The organism is Marinobacter sp. M3C, from assembly GCF_023311895.1.
Lineage (GTDB): Bacteria > Pseudomonadota > Gammaproteobacteria > Pseudomonadales > Oleiphilaceae > Marinobacter.
This window is the reverse complement of the sequence record NZ_CP092284.1, coordinates 132198-153100: the sequence shown is the minus strand read 5'-3', so window position 1 is coordinate 153100 and position 20903 is coordinate 132198. Positions and strand designations below refer to the sequence as shown.

Below are 20903 nucleotides of genomic sequence, written 5' to 3'. Positions count from 1 at the left end.
GGGCATAAATTAAAACAATCGTTTGAATGCACTTGACAGCTGTCGCCACCGGCCATAAAGTCAGGTACGGAGTCGGGCTGTGTCGCCGCCATCACAACCATTTAAAGGGTCAATTTATGTCCGTAGAACAAATCTTTGAAAAGCTGGAACAGAGTTTTAACGCCGAAGCCGCGCAAGGTCTGGACCTGGTTTTTCAGTTTGATATCGAAGACGACAAAACCTACCACCTGGTGATTAACGACGGCACCTGCAAGCTACACGAAGGTGCCCACGGCGACCCTTCCGTTACCTTGATCATGAACTCCGAAACCCTGGAAGACGTCGTTTCGGGTGAAACTGACGGCATGCAGGCATTCATGGCGGGACAACTGCGCGCCGAAGGCGACATGATGCTGGCCACCAAACTCGGCGACCTGTTTAACATGGGCTGAGTCTGTCCGCGTTTAAAAAAACCTGCCATCTTGGCAGGTTTTTTTTCGCTCCGGATTTGCCAGGTCGTCGGTTTTAAAGACGAACGTCGTCCAAAGACGTTTTCGCCAGGCGCAACAGGTCGGCGTTGCCTGGCTCGTGCTTGCCAATGTTACCAATGTAGTACTCGAGGGATGTCAAAGCATCCGCCATGGCTTCCAGCACCTGTTCAGATGGCGGCTCGCTGTTGTCCAAAAGCTGGTGCTGTATGGCACCACCAACACGCTGCAGCACTTCGGCGGCATCCGGGTCGTTAATCATCACCAGTCCACCCCAAATGGTGTGCAGGGTAGCGGGCACGTTAGCCAGGTGCAGTTTGTCGTAATCTGATTCAATGAACGCTGTGATCGCTCGTTTGGCCAGAGTCAGCGCGTTACGGGCTTCATCCGCCACCACCCATACGGCTTCGCGCAGGCACAATGATTCTTCGCGACTATCAAACGGGTTAACGCTTGCCAGATCTGCATCGTTGGTAATGCCATGAGTGGCAATCTGCAACACAACGTCTTCGATACCAAGCACAGAATCCGCCAGACTGTGCAGTTCGGTTTCGTCTGGCAGACGCGATTCTTGCTCCAGCTGGCGCAGCTTAGTGGCTTCCTTATTAGCGATTGTAGCCAGACGCATCAAATCCAACATCACCAGCGTGTTAGCCAACTTTTCCAGAATTTTGGCAATCAATCCCAGTTCAGCCAAGTCCGGCTCGATACCACGCTCAATGATGTCCAGTTTGTCTTTTAGTTGGTTCAGTTCATCCTGCATTGCTTCTGACAGGGACTTGAGCACGTCACTGCCCGGGCCGTAAAGTTTGCGGGAATGGGCTTCCAGAATGGCGTCCGAAAATTCTGCAGGCACCAGGCGAAAGGCCTGAAGCACCTGCGCAACTTCGGGATTGGCCGAGCCACTGCAATGCAGCAGGTACACCAGATCGGTAAGCAACTCTTCAGGTATTGGTTTATTCGCCGAATCAGCGCCCATGTAAACTATTTGTCGGGCGTATTTTTCAATCACCATGAACAGGCGTTTGCGAGCCTTGGAAAACATCATGGCCCGGTCAAGCATGGTGTCGGCCACAATTTCCACCAGGCACCACAGTTGCCCCTGGGGCTTGCCGTTGCACAGCCGTGCAAAACCACGAGCAGCGCGGCTGATGAGCTTCTTTGTGACTGCGTCGTTGCGTTCATGCAAAATACCCAGCAGCGCCACTTGATAGGTCAAGCGCATGCGCCGGGCCATAATGTCGACATCGTTGGTGTCGCCGGCGACGGGCCGCAGCTTCATACCTCTGCAAAAATCCGGGCGTTGCGCAAGGTCAAGCTTGAAATGCCAGGATTCCGGGTAAGCAGCTTCGTTGCGCGCTTCGCGCAGTTCGTTGATCACCGGTAACAGCAGATTGGGATGGTCCTGGCGCTGATGGTGGTGATATTCCACATATCGGCGCAGCACAAATAGAGCTTTATTGAGCGTGGTTAACAGAATATTCTTGTCGGTGGTTGCACCAACCGGAACATTATTGCAGGTACTTACCGCCTCCTCACACAGCAAGGTTCCGCCACGCAGTTCCACCAGCGTGAAGATGCCCCGCAGCTGGTTCAGACAGTCCAGGCAGTTTTGCAGATCTTCGTCACTCTCCCGGTTTTCCTGAAAGCGCGCAAGGCTGTGTTCAGCCTGCCGGATGGTTTGCTCGATTTCACCTTTAACGAGATCGAATGACTGCGATTTCGTTGCCAGAGACGATTGCACCATAACTTACGCTTCCCTGTTGACTCTGCGGTGGCACCGCACGCTGTTTCACCGGTTACATCAAAAAATGTCGTAACGCTAGTCAGTTATAACACAATTTTCACGCCACTCAACCAAGGCGTCAGGGTCAGTTAATTTCTTTCTATCCAGTTTGCTACGCAGTTCCTGACGCAGCTCCCGACCCAGTTTTCATTTTGAACCCAGAACCTGGCTCCACACAGTCGAGCCGGCTTTCTTTTCCATCATCGCCATAAACTCGCGATGGGCCAGATCTTCATCGGCACTGGCACGAATCACCTGCAGTGCCTCGCGGGCGGCCTGCACCCGGCGGATACCGTCGCCGTGGCCACCCTCACCCGAGCCGGCATCCAGCAACAGCGCAGTTTGGCCGCCCGTTAACAGCAAGTACACATCGGCTAGAATTTCCGCATCCAGCAGAGCGCCGTGCAATTCGCGATTACTGTTGTCTACCCCGTAGCGTTTGCACAGGGCGTTCAGGTTGTTTTTTTGACCGGGGTGGCGTTTGCGGGCAATGGCCAGAGTATCAACAATTCCACAGTGTTCGGCGGTTTTACGGCCGCCGTCAAGACGGCCAAATTCGGCGTCCATAAAGCCAACGTCAAATGCCGCGTTGTGGATCACCAGTTCCGCGCCGCGGATAAACTCGAAAAATTCGTCAGCAACAACCGCAAACAGCGGTTTGTCGGCCAGAAAGTCGTTGGTAATGCCGTGTATGGCAATGGCTTCGGCTTCTATTTCGCGGCCGGGGTTCACGTAAACATGGTAGTTACGCCCGGTTAACGCCCGCTCAACCAACTCTACGCAGCCAATCTCGATAATCCGGTGGCCTTCGTTGGGGTCAATACCGGTGGTTTCGGTATCCAGTACAATTTGTCGCATGCAGTTACCTTTTACCTTTTTATGCCGAGCCGGTTAACCGGTCAGCTCTTCAACGCCTTGATTGGCCAGCTGGTCGGCCAGTTCGTTATCCGGCACGCCAGCGTGCCCTTTCACCCAGTGCCAGTTTACCCGGTGGCGCTCACTTTGTTCATCCAGGGCTTTCCACAGATCGTCATTTTTGACCGGCTTTTTAGCCGCGGTCTTCCAGCCGTTGCGTTTCCAGCCGGCCAGCCACTCGGTGATGCCTTTGCGCACGTACTGAGAGTCGGTATATAACTCTACGTCACAATCACGCTTTAGCGCTTTGAGCCCTTCAATCGCGGCCATCAATTCCATGCGGTTATTAGTGGTGTGCTGCTCGCCACCGTGCAAGGTTTTGCAAACCTCGCCCCAGCGCAGCACCACGCCCCAACCGCCGCGCCCGGGGTTGCCCTTGCAGGCGCCGTCGGTGTACATAATCACGTTACCGCTCATTCACTCTCCTATGATTCTGATGGCTCGTATGCGCCACTCCCACCGGGCGGCTACCTGCCAGGCTTATAACCTTGCTTTTACTCCAGGCACGCCGGCCAGGCGTGCGGGCCAGCTCGCGTTTGCGCGCAAGGATACAGTAATAAGCGCCGCCCGGCATGAACCCGCTAGGCTGCCGCTTTACCGGATTGCGTGCACAGCGCTGTAACGGTAAACCGTAAAAGCGGGTCACCGAATGTTCTATTTGAAAGCCCAATAACCGCAACCAGTCTTCCATTCGCCCCGCAGGCATAAAACGCCCGCTCCAGGGGCCGCCCGACGGCCTGCCAAAGCGCCCGGACAAAAGTCGGCGCAGCCCCCAAACACTGAACGGATTAAAACCGGTGATAGCAATGCAGCCCTCCCCCCTTAACACCCTCGCCGACTCCCGCAGAACCTGATGGGGGTAACGGGAAAAATCCGCCGTGTGGGGCAAAATAACCAGATCCATCGAATCACCAGAAAATGGCAGCTCATCCGCGTCGCAGACCGCAACCCCGTCAGGAATATCAGAATGCCATTGAGGCACGGCAATAATTCGTTGCAAAAAGTCGGTGCCGGTTGCCAGCGGCAGGCGATGGCTGACGCCGACCTGCAACTGACGGGCGCCGGTGTGGCTGGCCAATTTATGGTCAAGGTACTGGCGTTGGTCTGCCAACAGAGCCCGGCCAAGCGGAGTCTGAAACCAGTGCTCGAAGCTGTCATGGCGTGCCTGGTAATCAATATCCTCTTCGAGTTTCACGATACTGCTGCTCCTGTTAGCCCTGCTTTTTAACCCCACTTTTTAACTCTAAAGCTAAGCCGACGCATGCCACCCGGGCCTGCAAGTTTTGGGGTAAATCGATGAATGCTTTATCATAGCAGTCACATTGGCTAAGCACATGGGTGGGTTATGTTGACGATTTCTGCAATACCGGCGTTCAATGACAACTATATATGGTGCATCGCTGACCCGCAGCGGCACAACGCCCTGATTGTGGACCCGGGACAGGCGCAACCGGTTCTGGACCACTTGGCGCAACAGGGCCTGGCGCTCACCGCCATCTTGATCACCCATCACCACCCTGATCACGTTGGCGGCGTAAAGGCGCTGCGCGAAGCATATCCCGACTGCCGGGTCATTGGCCCAGCCGATAGCCCGTTCAAAGGCAGCACAAACCCTATCCATCCTGGCGACACTGCGCTGTGGGAGGGCATTACGTTTACCAGCATGGCGGTCCCGGGCCACACGCTGGACCATATCGCCTTTTTTACCGACGACACAGCCATAACCGGGCGACCGCTGCTGTTCGCCGGCGATACTCTGTTTGTTTCGGGTTGTGGCCGGCTCTTTGAAGGAACACCGGCGCAGATGCGCCAATCCTTGGAAAGCCTGCGTCAATTACCTAACAACACGGCCGTCTATTGCGCTCACGAGTACACCCTGGCGAATCTCAGGTTTGCCCGTAGCTGGTTACCGCAATCAAGTGCCCTGGCCGAGTTTGAACAGCAATGCGAGCAGGCACGGGCAAATAACAAAGCAACAGTGCCGTCCACCCTGGCTGAGGAAAAACGTCTGAACCTGTTTCTGCGCTGGGACGATCCCGACGTGATTAATATCGCAAAAAGCTATGCTAGTGATCACAAACTACCGATAGACAGCCCAGACGACGTCTTCGCCGCGATTCGCCACAGTAAGGATCACTTTCGCGGCTAACAGATCAAGACAGGAACAGATTTAAAATCTGTCCCTGGTTCGTGGTTCTTGACTCGGCAAGACTCGGGACAGATTTAAAATCTGTCCCTGATTTGTGCGATCCTCTCGCAGCGGTAACAATCAGTTTCTTGACCACTGGTAAACCACACCCATAAACTCCGCATACCTTTTTATTTACAGCCAAAGTCGCCGGGCACAATTTGCCACTGGTTTGGTCAACTATTATCCCGGAACGTGTGTTTATGTCGCCCAACCGATTATTAACTTGCCTGTTTAGCGCGGCTCTTATTGCCGGTTGCGCCAGTGAACGCTCCCTCAGCAGCGCTGATAACCCTCTCGATTCCACTCATGTAGCCGTCGCCAGCGGTGATAACGACCTTAAAGAGGCGGTCATCAGAGAACAAGCCGATGCCAGCCAAGACGACCCGCTAGACGACGCCATTGCCCCAGAGCTAAAAGTCCAGGCCAGAACCGCCCGAGGCAGGCTAAACACCGCCAATATTGAACAGCCCGAAACGCTGGCCGATAACGCTCTTAAAAGCGGGATCGAAACCGAAAACGACGATTTGTGGCAACGCCTGCGGGATGGATTTGCGCTGGATCACGACGTAGACCAACCGCGCCTGGAACAGCAACTGGCCTGGTTTGCCAGTCACCCTCGCTACATTGAACGAGTGATGGAGCGCGGTAGCCGCTACTTTCACTACATCGTCAGCGAGACCGAACGCCGCGGCCTGCCCACAGAACTGGCCCTGCTGCCCATTGTAGAAAGTGCGTTTGACCCGTTTGCCTACTCCCACGGCCGCGCCGCCGGGCTCTGGCAGTTTGTACCGGCCACCGGAAAATACTTCGGCTTAACCCAAAGCTGGTGGCACGATGACCGCCGCGATATCATCGCTGCTACCGACGCTGCTTTGACCTACCTCGAACGTCTGAGTAAGCGCTTTGACGGCGACTACACCCTTGCGTTGGCTGCGTACAACAGCGGTGGCGGCACGGTTTCCAGCGCCATACGCCGAAATACAAACGCTAACAAACCAACGGATTTCTGGTCGCTGAAACTGCCGAAAGAAACTCGCCACTACGTACCAAAACTGCTGGCCCTGGCGAAAATCTTCGCCGATCCACAAGCTTATGGTATCGATTTGCCAGCATTGGCCAACGAGCCTTACTTCGCCGTGGTCGAAACCGGCTCGCAGTTAGACTTGGCCAAAGCCGCCGAACTGGCCGAGACCGATATAGACGAAATGTACCTGCTAAACCCGTCTTTTAACCGCTGGGCCACCAACCCCGATGGCCCGCACCGGCTGTTGGTGCCCGTGGCCAGCGCGGAACGCTTTCGCAAGGCACTGAAAACTTACCCGGTCAATCAACGTGTGTCCTGGCGCAACTACAGGGTGCGCTCCGGGGATAGCCTAAGCACCATAGCCCAGCGTTTTGAAACCACCACACCGGTCATCCGCAAGCTTAATAAACTCAACGGCGACACAATCCGTGTCGGCCAGCGCCTGATGATTCCATCCGCAACCGGCGACAGCGAAGCCTATGCACTAAGCGCCTCCCAGCGTCTGGAAAAGAAGCAGTCGCGGCCGCGTGATGGCGACAAAGTCACCTACCACGTTCGGCCCGGAGACACCTTCTGGGATATCGCCCGAGAACACCGGGTGAAAGTGCGTGAACTGACTGCTTGGAACAGCATGGCACCGGGCGACCCACTATTCCCGGGAAAGAAGCTCGTGATCTGGTCGCAGAACGCCGAAACCACGGTGGCCAGTTCCGATTCCAGTGCCAGCGCGCGGATCAAAGCCCTGGTGCGCAAAGTCGGCTACAGGGTGCGCAAAGGTGATTCACTGGCGGCCATTGCTGGGCGCTTTTCGGTGAATGTCACCGATATCGCTGGCTGGAATGACCTAAATACCGAGCATTATCTGCAACCTGGACAAAGTCTGGTACTCTACGTGGACATCCGTAATAGCCCGTAACCGGATCACTAAGAAAGTGGTTAAAACAACAAAGGTACCCATGATAAAAAAACGCTCGAATACATCATTGGCCCGGTCTTTTAACCACTTACTTTGCGCCGCTTCCATTGGTTTGGCCATGCTCGCAACGCCCCTGATGGCGCAAAACAGCGACGCGCTCCCGGCCGCAAACGCCATGCCTTTTAACACCCCCCAGCATGGCATCGCCATGCACGGTAAACCAAAATACCCACCGAATTTTCCCCATTTCGACTACGTCAATCCGAGCGCGCCGAAAGGCGACACTTTACGCCTTGCGGTAGTCGCCAACGGTTTTGACACCTTCAACCCGTTTCATTTGCGCGGAGTGGCGGCGGCCGGCATCAGTGGTTATCTTTACGACACCCTGATGGAGCCATCCGCCGACGAGCCGTTTTCGGCCTATGGCCTGATTGCCGAATCCATTGAAACACCCGCCGACCGCAGCTACGTGGTGTTCAACTTGCGCCCCGAAGCCCGCTTTCAAGACGGCGAACCGATTACCGCCGAAGACGTCGCATTTTCCTTTAACACGCTGGTTACCGAAGGCCATCCGTTTTTCCGCAACTACTACGCCGATGTCAGCAACGTAACCGTGGAGAGTCCCCAGCGCATACGATTTGATTTCGACACCACCAAAAACCGCGAATTACCGATGATTCTGGGACAGCTGCCGATACTGCCGGCACACTACTGGGCCGATCGCGAATTCGGCGACAGCGGCTTAACGCCTCCACTGGGAAGCGGCCCCTATCGGATTGCCGAATTCGATGCCGGGCGGTCAGTGACCTATGAACGGGTGAAGGACTACTGGGCAAAAGATTTGGGCGTGCGCAAAGGCCGCTTCAACTTCAACCAGATCCGCTATGACTATTATAACGACGACACCGTCGCCCTGGAGGCGTTCAAAGCCGGTAATTTTGATTTCCGCCTGGAGTCTTCAGCCAAAAACTGGGCTACCTCCTACACCGGGCAACACTTCGAAAGCGGTGAAATTATCACCGAAACCATTGGCCACCAGCGGCCAGCCGGCATGCAGGGCTTTGTGTTCAATACCCGCAAGGCCATTTTCAGTGATCCCCGAGTGCGCAAAGCGCTGACCTACGCATTCGATTTTGAATGGGCCAACCGAAACCTGTTTTATGACCAGTACACTCGTAGCAACAGTTATTTCGCCAACAGTGAGCTGGCGTCTTCCGGTTTGCCCGAGGGCCGCGAACTGGAAATTCTGGAACCCTACCGCGATTCATTACCACCACGAGTGTTCAATCAAATTTATCAGCCTCCGGTGACCGACGGCCAACAAGGTTTGCGTGCCAATCTCAAGATTGCACTGGAGGAACTGCGTGCTGCCGGCTACAGCATCAAGAACGGCAAAATGGTACACAGCGAAACAGGTGAAACCCTGGCCTTTGAAGTGCTGCTGTTTCAGAAAACATTTGAGCGGGTAGTATTGCCGTTCAAAAACAACCTGGCACGCCTGGGAGTAGATGTCACCGTTCGCCTGGTAGACAGCAACCAGTACGTGCAACGGGTGCGTTCGTTTGATTACGACATGACCACCCAGGTATTTGGCCAGTCTGACTCCCCCGGCAACGAGCAGCGCGACTACTGGCATTCGAGCAACGTGGATGTAAATGGCTCACGCAATTACGTTGGCGTGAACAACCCGGTGGTCGATGAACTGGTCGCACAGGTGATTCAAGCGCCCGACCGCGAAGAACTGGTGTATCGCACCCGCGCCTTAGACCGGGTTTTGTTAAACGAGTATTACGTGGTGCCACACTGGTATCTTGCCAGTGATCGTGTGGCTTACTGGTCATATTTGAAGCACCCCGGACACACTGCCAAGAACGGCATCGACATCAACGATTGGTGGGTCGAACGCTAAATGGGCGTTTACATTCTTCGTCGGCTGGCGCTGATTATTCCCACCTTAATCGGCATTATGCTGCTCAACTTCGCGATTGTTCAGGCGGCCCCGGGCGGTCCGATTGAACAAATGATTTCTCAGATGCAGGGCCACGGTGGCAACACTCTGGCCCGCGCCGGTGGCGGCGACAGCAGCGGCGAAGTGGTTACCAGCGTTGACAGCCGCGGCAGTCGCGGTATTCCAGACGAATTACTAAAGGAAATCGAAGTGATGTACGGCTTCGACAAGCCCGCCCACGAGCGCTTTTTCAAAATGCTCAAGGATTACGCCACTCTCGATTTCGGCAACTCGTTTTTTCGTGACAAAAGTGTACTGGAACTGATTCTGGACAAAATGCCGGTGTCCATTTCCCTCGGGCTCTGGTCCACGTTGATTATCTATCTGATTTCTATTCCGCTGGGCATTCGCAAAGCGGTCAGTGACGGTTCACGCTTTGACGTATGGAGCAGTTCGGCGATTGTGATTGGCTATGCCATTCCCGGCTTCCTGTTTGCCATATTGCTGATCGTACTGTTTGCCGGCGGCAGCTACTATGACTGGTTTCCTCTGCGCGGGCTTACTTCAAACAATTTCGACGAAATGACCTGGTATCAGCAGGTGGGCGACTATTTTTGGCACCTGGCGCTGCCGGTGACGGCCAATGTGATTGGCGGTTTTGCCACGCTCACCTTGCTGACCAAAAACTCGTTTATGGATGAAATCGGCAAGCACTACGTGGTCACTGCCCGTGCAAAAGGCCTGGAAGAAAAGCAGGTGCTTTACGGCCACGTTTTCCGCAACGCCATGCTGATTGTGATCGCCAGTCTGCCCGCGGTTCTGGTGTCGTTGTTTTTCACCGGATCCTTGCTAATTGAGGTTATCTTCTCCCTCGACGGTCTTGGGCTACTGGGTTTTGAAGCGGCCCTGAACCGGGATTATCCGGTGATATTTGGTACCCTGTTCATATTCACTCTGATGGGCCTGTTGCTGAAGCTGATCAGCGACATCACCTACGTATTGGTCGACCCGCGGATCGATTTCGAAAGCCGGGAAGGTGCCTGACCCGTGTCAAACTTGACAGCAACCTTGACCGCATTATTCCCAAAGCCAACCCCCATACAGAAACGCAGGCTCGCTAACTTTCGCGCTAATGGTCGCGGCTTTTGGTCGCTGTGGCTGTTTTTGCTGCTGTTCGGACTGGCTCTGATGGCAGAGGTGATTGCCAACGATTCGCCGCTGCTGGTGTCGTATCAGGGCCAGTTGTACGTCCCGGTTGTTCAGGATGTTCCGGAGGAAACCTTTGGTGGCTTTCTACCTACCACCGCAGATTACCGCGACCCGTTTATCGCTGATGAAATCAACGCTAACGGCTGGATGCTGTGGCCACCCATCCGCTTCAGTTACAACACCATCAATTACAATCTGGACGTGCCTTCGCCGGCGCCGCCCAGCGCCGAAAACTGGCTAGGCACAGACGACCAGGGCCGCGATGTTGCCGCCAGGGTTATTTACGGCTTCCGCATTTCCGTGCTGTTCGGGCTAATTCTGACCCTGGCCAGCTGCGTAGTGGGCGTTACCGTTGGCGCACTGCAAGGTTTTTACGGCGGTAAAGTGGACCTGTTCGGCCAGCGTTTTATCGAAATCTGGTCCGGCCTGCCGGTGCTCTACTTGCTGATTATCTTGTCTGGCATTGTGCAGCCAAACTTTTGGTGGCTGCTGGGCATTATGCTGCTGTTCAGTTGGATGGGGCTGGTAGATGTGGTGCGTGCCGAATTTTTGCGCGCTCGTAATTTTGAATATGTGAAGGCGGCAAGAGCACTGGGTCTGGATAACCGGAAAATCATGTTCCGCCATATTCTGCCCAATGCCATGGTGGCCACCCTCACCTTTTTACCGTTTATATTAACCGGCGCCATTACCGGGCTGACCTCGCTGGATTTTCTGGGCTTTGGCCTGCCTTCCGGTTCGCCGTCACTGGGCGAACTGATCGCCCAAGGCAAAGCCAACCTTCATGCCCCCTGGCTGGGCATCTCGGCGTTTGTGTCCCTGTCGGTGATGCTGACTTTGCTGGTGTTTGTCGGCGAAGCGGTGCGCGATGCTTTTGACCCGAGGAAAAACTGATATGGCGGGTCAAAAAACACAGCCGTTATTATCCATTAATGACCTGGCCATCAGCTTTAACGGCCAGCCGCCGCTGGTGCGAGGCCTCGATATTCAGGTACACGCCGGAGAAACCCTGGCTTTGGTCGGTGAAAGCGGTTCTGGCAAATCCATTTCAGCGTTGTCTGTGCTGCGCCTGTTAGACGCCCGCCACGTTAGTTATCCCAGCGGCCAGATTCTGTTCCACGGTGAAGACCTGCTAAAAGCCCCGGAAAACCGCCTGCGCCAGGTGCGCGGGCGCCAGATCAGCATGATTTTCCAAGAGCCGATGACCTCGCTGAACCCGCTGCACACCGTGGAAAAACAAATTAGCGAAACACTGGCCTTACACAAAGGCCTGCGCGGTGACCAGGCTCGGGCCCGCTGCCTGGAGCTGCTGCAATTGGTCGGTATAGACAATCCGCAAAGCCGCCTGGCCAGCTACCCGCATCAGTTGTCGGGCGGGCAGAAACAGCGGGTAATGATCGCTATGGCGCTGGCCAACGAGCCGGAACTGCTGATCGCTGACGAGCCCACCACCGCGCTGGACGTAACCGTGCAAAAGCAGGTATTGGAGCTGTTGCAACAGTTGCAGAAGAAGCTGGGCATGGCCATTTTGCTAATCACCCACAATTTGACCATTGTGCGCCGCTGCGCCGACCGGGTGGCGGTGATGGAACAAGGCCAACTGGTGGAACAGGCTGAAGTTGAAACCCTCTTTACCAAGCCACAGCATCCTTATACCAAACGTTTGCTAGACGCCGAACCACCCAAATCACCGCCCTCCAAACCAGACATTGGAAATGCAACGCTGCTGCTGCGGGTTCGTGATTTGAATGTGCGTTTTACCACGGCCAAAACCCTGCTAGGGTGCGTAAAGTCGAGCTTCCATGCGGTACAAGACGTTAATTTTGAGCTGGAACGGGGCCAGACTCTGGGCATTGTGGGCGAAAGCGGCAGTGGCAAAACCACCATCGGCCACGCCCTGCTGAAGCTGACGGCGGCCAGCGGTCACATTGATCTGGATGGCCAGCCCTTAGCGAACCTGAACCAGAGGCAATTTCGCCCTTTTCGCAAACGCATTCAGATTGTGTTTCAGGATCCGTTCGGCAGCCTTAGCCCGCGCATGTCGATTGCCGAGATTATTCAGGAAGGCCTTGAAATTCATACGCCAGACACCCCTGAAGCCCAAGACGCGCTGGTGGTGCAGGCGCTGGCGGACGTGGGTTTAAACCCGCAGGACCGCCACCGCTACCCGCATGAATTTTCCGGCGGTCAACGCCAACGTGTGGCCATTGCCCGGGCTCTGGTATTGCAGCCGGATTTGATCATCCTGGACGAGCCAACCTCGGCTCTGGACCGAACCGTACAAAAGCAGGTGATTGAGCTGTTACAATCGCTGCAGCGAAAATATGCGCTAAGCTACATTTTTATCAGTCATGACCTGGCGGTGGTTCGGGCACTGAGCCACAAACTGTTGGTGTTGCAGCATGGCCGAATTGTGGAATACGGCAAAGCCACCGAGATATTTGCCGCACCTGAACAGCCGTACACACGGGAGCTGCTGAATGCGGCCTTCTTTTACCAGAAACCTTTAGACGACTAAAACGAGCCTTACGCCCGGCCATTAAACTGGGATAATGCCCCTAAATCTTGAACACAGCGTCATTCGTTAATAAAGCGTAACGCGTTAATATAAGGAGAACACCCATGGGAATTCTTAGTGGCAAAAGAGCCCTGATCGTTGGCGTTGCCAGCAAATTGTCGATTGCCTACGGCATCGCTGAAGCCTTCGCCCGCGAAGGCGCCGAACTGGCCTTTACTTACCAGAACGAAAAGCTGCAGCCGCGGGTCGAGAAATTTGCCGCACAATGGGGCAGCACGCTAACCTTCCCTTGCGATGTCGCCAGTGATGACGAAATCAACAACGTGTTCACCGAACTTGGCAAGCACTGGGACAACATCGACATTATCGTTCACGCCGTAGGTTTCGCCCCGGGCCACGAGCTTGACGGCAACTACGTCGACGTGACCACACGTGAAGGTTTCCGCATTGCCCACGACATCAGCTCCTACAGCTTTGTGGCCCTGGCCAAAGGCGCTCGAGGCATGATGCACGAAGGCAGCTCGCTGCTGACCCTGAGCTACCTGGGCGCAGAGAAAGTGCTGCAGAACTACAACGTCATGGGTCTGGCAAAGGCCTCGTTGGAAGCTAACGTGCGCTACATGGCCGCCAGTCTGGGCCGCGACGGCATTCGCGTGAACGGTATTTCTGCCGGGCCGATCAGAACTCTGGCGGCGTCTGGTATCAAGAGCTTCCGAAAAATGTTGGCCGAAAACGCAAGGCGCGCTCCGCTGCGCCGCAACGTAACCACCGATGAAGTCGGCAACGCCGCCGCTTTCTTGGGGTCCGACATGTCCAGTGGTATCACTGGCGAAATCATGTATGTCGATGCCGGCTTCAACATCACCGGTATGGGTGAACTGGAAGACGCAGAGATTTAGAAAATTGATCGATTGGGATCAGTGATGCAAAACGCCGGCTTATGCCGGCGTTTTGCATTATTTCGTTCCTGACGAGTCTGATAACCTGACGAGCCTAATAGAGAGTGACTAAGGGTTGATGCAGGCTAATAAAGTGCGTTCAGGCTTTCAGCATGGCCATAGCAATCGCCTCCAGCCATTCCACCTCCTCTGTGCCGCCCGATTCAAGCACCCGGCAGCCGGCCAGGTAACCGGTGGGCGGCACAGAAGTATCTGCCAAATCCGCCAGTTCAGGCTTGCACCAGACAATTTCCAGCATCAGATGGTAATCTGGCTGGCCGTCTACCAAGTGAATCACAGCCGGTAAAAAAGCCCCCACAGGCAACGAACAAGCGCTCCATAACCGCAGCCCAGATGCGGAAAGGTCCCGCACCGGGCAGGCCCGAACCTGTTGCCGGTCGATGTATTGCACAGACTCTCCGGTTTCAAGATGAATCACCGCTTTGGCCCGGGCGCTAAGGCGATAATCAAAACGATTGTCCGGAGCCCCAGCGTCATTCGCCAGGCCGAAGGTATAGTCCTTGTCAGCCACTGTAGTGCCCTCCCCGTATGCGACCCACAACGTCGCTCAGCGTGTCTTCAAAATTCACACCGCTGTCCAGCACGCGAATCTGTTCGGCCGCAATGCACTCAACCAGTTCCTGCTCCTGAAACTCACGTTGATTCAGCCCCAAACGGTCTACAAACACCATCTTACAGCGGGTACTCAGGCGCATGGCCAGTTTCATGCGTTCAACGCCGGCGTCGCGAATAGCAGAGTCCAGAATCACAATCCAGTGCCCGGGTTTCAGCCCGAAAACTTGTTTTTCAGCCGTCCGCAGCCGTTGCTGCCAAGCCATTTCTTCTTGCGCCTTCGCCTTGGCAAGCCGTTGATTTTCTGCCTGAAGCTGCAAGCGCTCCAATTCTACTTTGCGCACTTCCAATTGTTGCCGATGCGGCTCTTCGCGCTGCTGTCGCTCGCGGCGCAACGCCTCTGCCCGAGCGTTCGCTGCAGCTGCCGCGGTCGCCCGATCGCGTTTCTGTTGCGCTGCTGCCGCCGCCAGAACCGCGATTATCTGCTTTAGTACACAGCTGAACGCCACACTGTCTTGCAAGGGTTTAATCAGGCCGCACTCCCGCTGAGTACAAAACTCGCTGAAATCCTGAAAACCCAACTTCACACCGGTACCGTTGGTCCACAGAATTTCGGCGGTGTCGGGCAGCAAAGCAAAAAAGTAGCGACGTTGCTCGGCGTTGTCTTGATGTATTTCGTACCAGCGCTCGGAGGTTGCGTTTATTTCGGTGGCTGACGGGACTTTCAAGCTCAACCAGCGCAGGTCAGCCGCTATGGCACTAATGCATGCATCCGTAGAGCGTAGCTCGCAGTTGCTGTTGTCACGCATACGTTCCATCATCGCCAACTGAATACCGTAAAGGGTGTTGGCTGACAGCGCTAAGTCCATTATTCGCTGCCACACCTCCAACAACCGGTCGGTCATCTGTTCGCCCACCTGGTACAGGCGGTCGCGCTGACCATCAGACAGCGCCGGGTCACCAAGCCACACCAGCCATTCCAACAGCTTGCGGCCGTGGCGAAAATCGCTGCCGTCAATACCGCCATCGCGCAGTGCGCGGGTTAACAGCGGCAACCAGTGCTTTTCAATAAAGTCATTGAACGCGGCTGGCAAGCTTCGGCCTTGCAACGCCCGGCTAACCAGCGCCCGTGCGGTCTGGTCGGCATAGCGCTGGCGGGCCGCACCCTGTTCCGTGGTCAGCAGTCGATCATGAAAATGGTTGGTTTGAGCTTTCTGACGCTGGGTCAGTTCGTTCCAGCGCTGAAAAAAATCATCCGCATTGGCACTCTTTTGCTGCGCAAACGCCTCTGTTATGGCGACTGTCATGTCGTCCAGCTGGTCGGCCAGCATTCGCGCCGAGCGCCCGGCGCCGGGCCTCCACCCACGCCAATATTGCAAGCCGTCAAACGCAGCCAGTAAGCTGTCACTGAAGGCCGCCGAACCCTTTTCATCCAGCTGCCAGGCTAAATAAAAACGCGTGCGAGCCAGGCGTCGGGCCAGTTCCAGATGAAAACCACTGCTGGTCAGAAAGACATCCATCAACCGATCAGCCAGGTAGGCTGCATTAACCTGCCGTACGCTGAAAACGCCGCTTTCCGCACCGATCAGGTCGTTCACCCTGGCATCGCTTTGCTGCTGCCAGAACTGTGCCATCAACGCGCGCCACACATCGGCCTGAGTGTCGCAGTCGCCACTTACCGGATACGGCAAATCCGGCACTCGAATACTGCTGAGCACCTGTTCCGTTTCACCGTAATCTATAGCCTTGGCCTGACTGGCCGGTGGCTGTGGCGGCTTTAAAGACATGAATCTCCCGCTTGCAAGAGCGTTGAAAAGAACGGGTAAATAACGCAGTATAACGGACTAGGCGAGGCTTTACCGAAAACCTCCGGTGCTCTTATCAGGGAATAATCATAACTATGTCAGGCACGAAATTAGAGAACCTGAACGTGGCGAGCCAGGAAACACTGATGCCGCCTGAAACACTTAAGCATGATCTGCCGCTTACAGACAAAGCAGCCGCCACCGTGGCGAAAGGTCGCCAGGATATATACAACATTATCGACGGCACTGACCACCGGCTGTTTCTGGTGTTAGGCCCCTGCTCCATTCACGATGTTGATGCCGCCCTGGATTATGCCCGGCGCTTGAAAAAGCTGGCTGACGACGTAAGCGATACACTGTTGATTGTAATGCGGGTCTATTTTGAAAAACCGCGCACCACCGTGGGCTGGAAAGGCCTGATTAACGATCCCCGGCTGGACGACACCTTTGATATTCAGCAGGGCCTTCACATCGGCCGAAAGCTGCTTATTGATATCAGTGAACTGGGCCTGCCCACGGCCACCGAGGCGCTAGACCCTATTTCCCCACAGTATCTGCAAGATGCGATTTCCTGGTCGGCCATTGGCGCTCGCACCACCGAATCGCAAACTCACCGGGAAATGAGCAGTGGCTTGTCTATGGCTATTGGCTTTAAAAACGGCACCGATGGCAATCTCGACGTTGCCGTAAACGCCATGAAATCCGTGTCTCACTCCCACAGTTTTCTGGGCATAAACCAGCAAGGCCAGGTTGCCATTATTCGTACCAGAGGTAACAACTACGGCCACGTGGTTCTGCGCGGCGGTGGTGGCAAACCTAATTATGATTCGGTCAACGTTGCCCTGTGCGAACAGGCTCTAGAGAAGTCTGGCCTGCGAAAATCCATCATGGTGGACTGCAGCCACGCCAACTCCAGCAAAGACCCGGCTATTCAGCCTCTGGTGATGAATGACGTGTGTAACCAGATTCTGGACGGCAACACCTCCATCCAGAGCTTGATGATTGAAAGCAACATCAACTGGGGTAACCAGTCAATTCCGCAGAACCTGGCAGACCTGAAGTACGGCGTATCGGTGACCGATGCCTGTATTGACTGGGAAACCACCGAAAAAGCAGTTCACGACATGCGTAACAAGCTCAAAGATGTGCTGCAGAAACGCGCCAAGGCTTAAAGCAAGATAGGGACAGATTTAAAATCTGTCCCTACTGTGTCCCCGCTTTTGGTTTGAGTCAGCCGATCTTGTCCAAGCCACGCATATACGGCTTCAGAACATCCGGCACTGTAATGCTGCCGTCTTCGCGCTGGTAGTTTTCCATCACCGCAATCAAAGCACGGCCAACGGCCAGGCCTGAGCCGTTGAGGGTGTGCACCGGCTCGGGTTTGCCGGTTTCCGGGTTACGCCAGCGCGCCTGCATGCGGCGGGCTTGAAAGTCCCGGGTGTTGGAACAGGAAGAAATCTCACGGAACTTCCGCTGCCCCGGCAGCCATACCTCCAGATCGTAAGTGCGAGCAGCGGAAAAGCCCATATCGCCACCGCACAACGCCATGGTGCGGTACGGCAGTTCCAGCAGCTGCAATACTTTTTCAGCGTGGCCGGTCAATGCGTCCAGCGCCGCGTCGGAATCTTCAGGCCGCACGACCTGAACCAGCTCTACCTTGTCGAACTGGTGCTGGCGAATCATGCCGCGGGTATCACGGCCGTAAGAGCCAGCTTCACTGCGAAAGCAAGGCGTATGGCACACCATTTTCAGCGGCAATTCGGTCGCATCCAGAATGCTGTCGGCGATCAGGTTGGTCACCGGCACTTCCGCGGTGGGAATAAGGTAAAGCGGCTTTTCACTCTCTACACGAAACAGGTCTGCTTCAAATTTTGGCAGCTGACCGGTGCCAAACAGCGCGTCGGCGTTCACCAGATAAGGTACGTAAGCTTCGGTATAGCCGTGCTCTTCGGTATGAAGGTCCAGCATAAACTGAGCCAGTGCCCGATGCAGGCGAGCTACTTGGCCGCGCATCACCACAAAGCGCGAGTGCGCCAGATTCGTCGCGGTTTCAAAGTCCATACCGTGAAGGGCTTCGCCCAGAGCAACGTGGTCTTGCGGCTCAAACGAAAACTCGCGGGGCGTGCCCCAGGTGCGAAGCTCAACGTTGTCATCGTCGTCTTTACCCACGGGTACGCCTTCATCCGGCACGTTCGGGATAGCGGCAAGAAAGTGATTCAGTTCTTCCTGCAATTCGCGCAACTGGTCTTCAGCTTCGGATTTACGCGCTTTCAAGTCGTCTACTTCGTCCAGCAAAGGCTGTATGTCTTCACCCGACGCTTTGGCTTTACCGATGGACTTGGATTTTTTATTCTGTTCGCTTTGCAGGGTTTCGGTCCGCACTTGAAGGCCACGGCGGCGCTCTTCCAGTTGCTCAAAGGTGGCGGTATCAAAGGTGAAGTTTTTGATGGCCAAACGGCGGGCAATGTCTTCGGTTTGGCTGCGGACGCGTTTTGGGTCGAGCATGATTATCCTGACTGGTCGGTTTAACAATGATTTTATGTAAGGCCGCTATTATACCGTCACCACCGTGTGTGGCCAGTGCTTCAGCTATAGCGTTTGCGTGGGCTGGCGGCGTTCAGTTGGTCCAGGCGCTGGCGTTTTTCAGCGAGTTTGATTTCCAGGCCGCGGGCCACCGGCTGATAATACCGGCGCGCGCTGATGGCTTCAGGCAAGTAAGCTTCACCGGCCGCAAAAGCGTCGGGCTCGTCATGAGCGTAACGATAGGATTCGCCGTGACCCATGGATTTCATCAATTGGGTCGGTGCGTTGCGCAGATGTACCGGTACTTCGAAATCTTTATCGTGGCGGATGTCAGCCATACACTGGTTGAACGCCTTATAGACAGCGTTGCTTTTTGGCGCCATGGCGAGGTATATCACCGCTTGCGCCAGCGCCAGTTCACCTTCGGGCGAACCCAGACGCTCCTGGGTATCCCAGGCTTCCAATGTCAGCTGCAGCGCCCTTGGGTCGGCGTTGCCTATGTCTTCACTGGCGATGCGCACCAGCCGGCGGGCCACATAAAGCGGGTCGCAGCCGCCGTCAAGCATACGGCACATCCAATAAAGCGAGCCGTCCGGATCAGACCCCCTCACCGACTTGTGCAACGCCGAAATCTGGTCATAGAACACATCGCCGCCTTTATCGAAACGGCGCAGACTGGTTTGCATCACCAGCTCAAGCTGGCCTTCGCTGACGCTATCGATACCATCAGCGTCTGGCTCCGCCAGGTCGGCGGCCACTTCCAGAATATTAAGTGCCCTGCGGGCATCGCCGCTGGCGGCGCTGGCAATCATCGCCAGTACGTCCTCGGCTACCCGCAGGCGCCCACCAAAGCCTTCTTCGGCGCTTAGCGCGCGAATAAGCAGGCGCTGAATATCGTCGTCTTCCAGGTTCCTCAGTACGTAAACGCGGGTGCGAGACAGCAGCGCGCTGTTTAACTCGAAAGAGGGGTTTTCGGTGGTGGCACCCACAAAAATAAAGGTGCCGTCTTCAATGTGCGGTAAAAAGGCATCTTGCTGGCTTTTGTTAAAGCGGTGAACTTCATCCACAAACAACAAGGTGTCCTGGCCGCTGCCCTGCTTGCGTGCCCGCGCACGCTCAACGGCCGCGCGTATGTCTTTTACCCCGCTGAGTACCGCAGATACGCTCTCGAAGGCCAGGTCACTCACGTTAGCCAGTAATTGAGCGAAGGTGGTTTTGCCCACCCCGGGCGGGCCCCACAAGATCATTGAGTGCAGTTGGCCCTGCTCTACCGCCCGACGCAGCGGTTTGCCGGGCCCAACCAGGTGGGGCTGACCCACATAGTCTGCCAGCTGGGCTGGCCGCATGCGTGCGGCCAGCGGGCGAAATCCGCCGCTACTGGCGAACAGGCTATCTTGCATCAGCTACCGTCACGGATAATATCCACACCGGCCGGGTAGTCCGGCTCGAATACCGACGACGCAATATCAGCGTTCAGCACAATGCGGTCAAAGCTCACAATACTGATCTGCGACAGGGAATCTTCCATTCGCATTTCCTGCAGCTGCCCGTCAAAAAAAGTCATTTTCAGCGCGACAAACAATGAATCCGGGCTTTTAGGTTTTAGTGTGAATTCACGGGTACTGTTATCAACATTGCGGGTAGAGACGTCATAGGTTTGCGCCAGGTTATCTACCTCGCCGCTCAGCAGCAAGGCCGGCGTGGCTTGCACATCGCTGTTTAGCTTGTGTACCGTTACCTGCTCAAGGTCTGGGTCGTACACCGACACTTCATCACCGTTACTAACGATGTGTTGGGCCATAGGCGCTTTGCTTTCCCAATAAAACAGCCCCGGGCGTTTGGCTTTCATGGTGCCGCGGCTTTCTTGAATACGGTCACCACCGTCGCCCACCACAATCTGGATGAAATCAGCCTGGTATGTCTGGTAACCCCTCAACAACGCAGCCAGTTGAGTCGCCGCGTCTTTCTGAAGGGTCGCTTCACTGACAGCCGCCGTTGCCGCGCTGGTCAAAATCATTGCAAACAGCGCTGTAGCCAGCTGTTTCAAAACACCCGTTGTGCTTTTATTCGCCATACTACCTGCTCCTGGA

The 20903-nt window shown here is 55.4% G+C and carries 18 protein-coding genes; 9 read left to right on the top strand and 9 right to left on the bottom strand.

Annotation, left to right across the window (positions count from 1 at the left end):
- The first annotated feature begins 116 nt into the window (after window positions 1–116).
- Window positions 117–431 (top strand): SCP2 sterol-binding domain-containing protein, encoded by a 315-nt coding sequence (locus tag MIH18_RS00620; RefSeq protein WP_249005010.1) that lies wholly within the window; start codon window positions 117–119, stop codon window positions 429–431.
- Window positions 432–504: 73 nt separating this feature from the next.
- Here MIH18_RS00620 and MIH18_RS00615 read toward each other — a convergent pair whose 3' ends face one another.
- The 4 genes from MIH18_RS00615 to MIH18_RS00600 form a co-directional block, all read right to left on the bottom strand.
- Entirely contained in the window at window positions 505–2214 is a 1710-nt protein-coding gene (locus MIH18_RS00615) for a chemotaxis protein (protein WP_249013619.1), read from the bottom strand.
- A 186-nt stretch (window positions 2215–2400) separates the two neighbouring features.
- Entirely contained in the window at window positions 2401–3111 is a 711-nt protein-coding gene (gene dnaQ, locus MIH18_RS00610; protein ID WP_249013618.1) for a DNA polymerase III subunit epsilon, read from the bottom strand.
- 33 nt (window positions 3112–3144) lie between these two features.
- Entirely contained in the window at window positions 3145–3585 is a 441-nt protein-coding gene (gene rnhA / locus MIH18_RS00605) for a ribonuclease HI (RefSeq protein WP_007351039.1), read from the bottom strand.
- Window positions 3575–4363, bottom strand: coding sequence for a methyltransferase domain-containing protein (locus MIH18_RS00600; RefSeq protein WP_249005014.1), 789 nt, complete (start codon window positions 4361–4363; stop codon window positions 3575–3577). The genes rnhA and MIH18_RS00600 overlap by 11 nt, the downstream gene beginning before the upstream one ends.
- Before the next feature lie 150 nt (window positions 4364–4513).
- On the opposite strand from MIH18_RS00600, the gene gloB reads away from it, so the two are divergent.
- From gloB to MIH18_RS00565, 7 genes are all read left to right on the top strand, one after another.
- On the top strand, window positions 4514–5317 hold the full coding sequence (gene gloB / locus MIH18_RS00595) for a hydroxyacylglutathione hydrolase (protein ID WP_249013617.1): 804 nt from the start codon (window positions 4514–4516) through the stop codon (window positions 5315–5317).
- Between the two features lie 242 nt (window positions 5318–5559).
- The gene (locus MIH18_RS00590) at window positions 5560–7299 is read left to right on the top strand and encodes a LysM peptidoglycan-binding domain-containing protein (RefSeq protein ID WP_249013616.1); all 1740 of its coding nucleotides are present in this window, start codon (window positions 5560–5562) and stop codon (window positions 7297–7299) included.
- Between the two features lie 40 nt (window positions 7300–7339).
- Window positions 7340–9208, top strand: coding sequence for an extracellular solute-binding protein (locus MIH18_RS00585; RefSeq protein ID WP_249013615.1), 1869 nt, complete (start codon window positions 7340–7342; stop codon window positions 9206–9208).
- Window positions 9209–10291, top strand: a complete 1083-nt coding sequence (locus MIH18_RS00580; protein ID WP_249013614.1) for a microcin C ABC transporter permease YejB — start codon at window positions 9209–9211, stop codon at window positions 10289–10291. It abuts the gene before it with no gap.
- 12 nt (window positions 10292–10303) lie between these two features.
- Entirely contained in the window at window positions 10304–11350 is a 1047-nt protein-coding gene (locus MIH18_RS00575; RefSeq protein WP_249014581.1) for an ABC transporter permease, read from the top strand.
- Between the two features lies 1 nt (window position 11351).
- On the top strand, window positions 11352–12974 hold the full coding sequence (locus tag MIH18_RS00570; protein ID WP_249013613.1) for a dipeptide ABC transporter ATP-binding protein: 1623 nt from the start codon (window positions 11352–11354) through the stop codon (window positions 12972–12974).
- 104 nt (window positions 12975–13078) lie between these two features.
- Entirely contained in the window at window positions 13079–13873 is a 795-nt protein-coding gene (locus tag MIH18_RS00565; protein WP_098418684.1) for an enoyl-ACP reductase, read from the top strand.
- A 139-nt stretch (window positions 13874–14012) separates the two neighbouring features.
- On the opposite strand, the gene MIH18_RS00560 is transcribed toward MIH18_RS00565, so the two are convergent.
- Both MIH18_RS00560 and MIH18_RS00555 read right to left on the bottom strand, forming a co-directional pair.
- Window positions 14013–14444, bottom strand: a complete 432-nt coding sequence (locus MIH18_RS00560; RefSeq protein WP_249013612.1) for a PilZ domain-containing protein — start codon at window positions 14442–14444, stop codon at window positions 14013–14015.
- Entirely contained in the window at window positions 14437–16272 is a 1836-nt protein-coding gene (locus tag MIH18_RS00555; RefSeq protein WP_249013611.1) for a DUF1631 family protein, read from the bottom strand. The genes MIH18_RS00560 and MIH18_RS00555 overlap by 8 nt, the downstream gene beginning before the upstream one ends.
- A gap of 113 nt (window positions 16273–16385) precedes the next feature.
- Between MIH18_RS00555 and MIH18_RS00550 the strand changes: the two genes are divergently transcribed.
- Entirely contained in the window at window positions 16386–17462 is a 1077-nt protein-coding gene (locus MIH18_RS00550) for a 3-deoxy-7-phosphoheptulonate synthase (protein WP_249013610.1), read from the top strand.
- Window positions 17463–17520: 58 nt separating this feature from the next.
- Here MIH18_RS00550 and serS read toward each other — a convergent pair whose 3' ends face one another.
- From serS to lolA, 3 genes are all read right to left on the bottom strand, one after another.
- Window positions 17521–18795, bottom strand: a complete 1275-nt coding sequence (gene serS / locus MIH18_RS00545; protein ID WP_249013609.1) for a serine--tRNA ligase — start codon at window positions 18793–18795, stop codon at window positions 17521–17523.
- An 80-nt stretch (window positions 18796–18875) separates the two neighbouring features.
- Window positions 18876–20213: a replication-associated recombination protein A gene (locus tag MIH18_RS00540; RefSeq protein WP_249005024.1), complete on the bottom strand. Its 1338-nt coding sequence runs from the start codon at window positions 20211–20213 to the stop codon at window positions 18876–18878.
- Entirely contained in the window at window positions 20213–20887 is a 675-nt protein-coding gene (gene lolA, locus MIH18_RS00535) for an outer membrane lipoprotein chaperone LolA (RefSeq protein WP_249013608.1), read from the bottom strand. Before lolA ends, MIH18_RS00540 begins: the two co-directional genes overlap by 1 nt.
- Window positions 20888–20903: the final 16 nt, after the last annotated feature.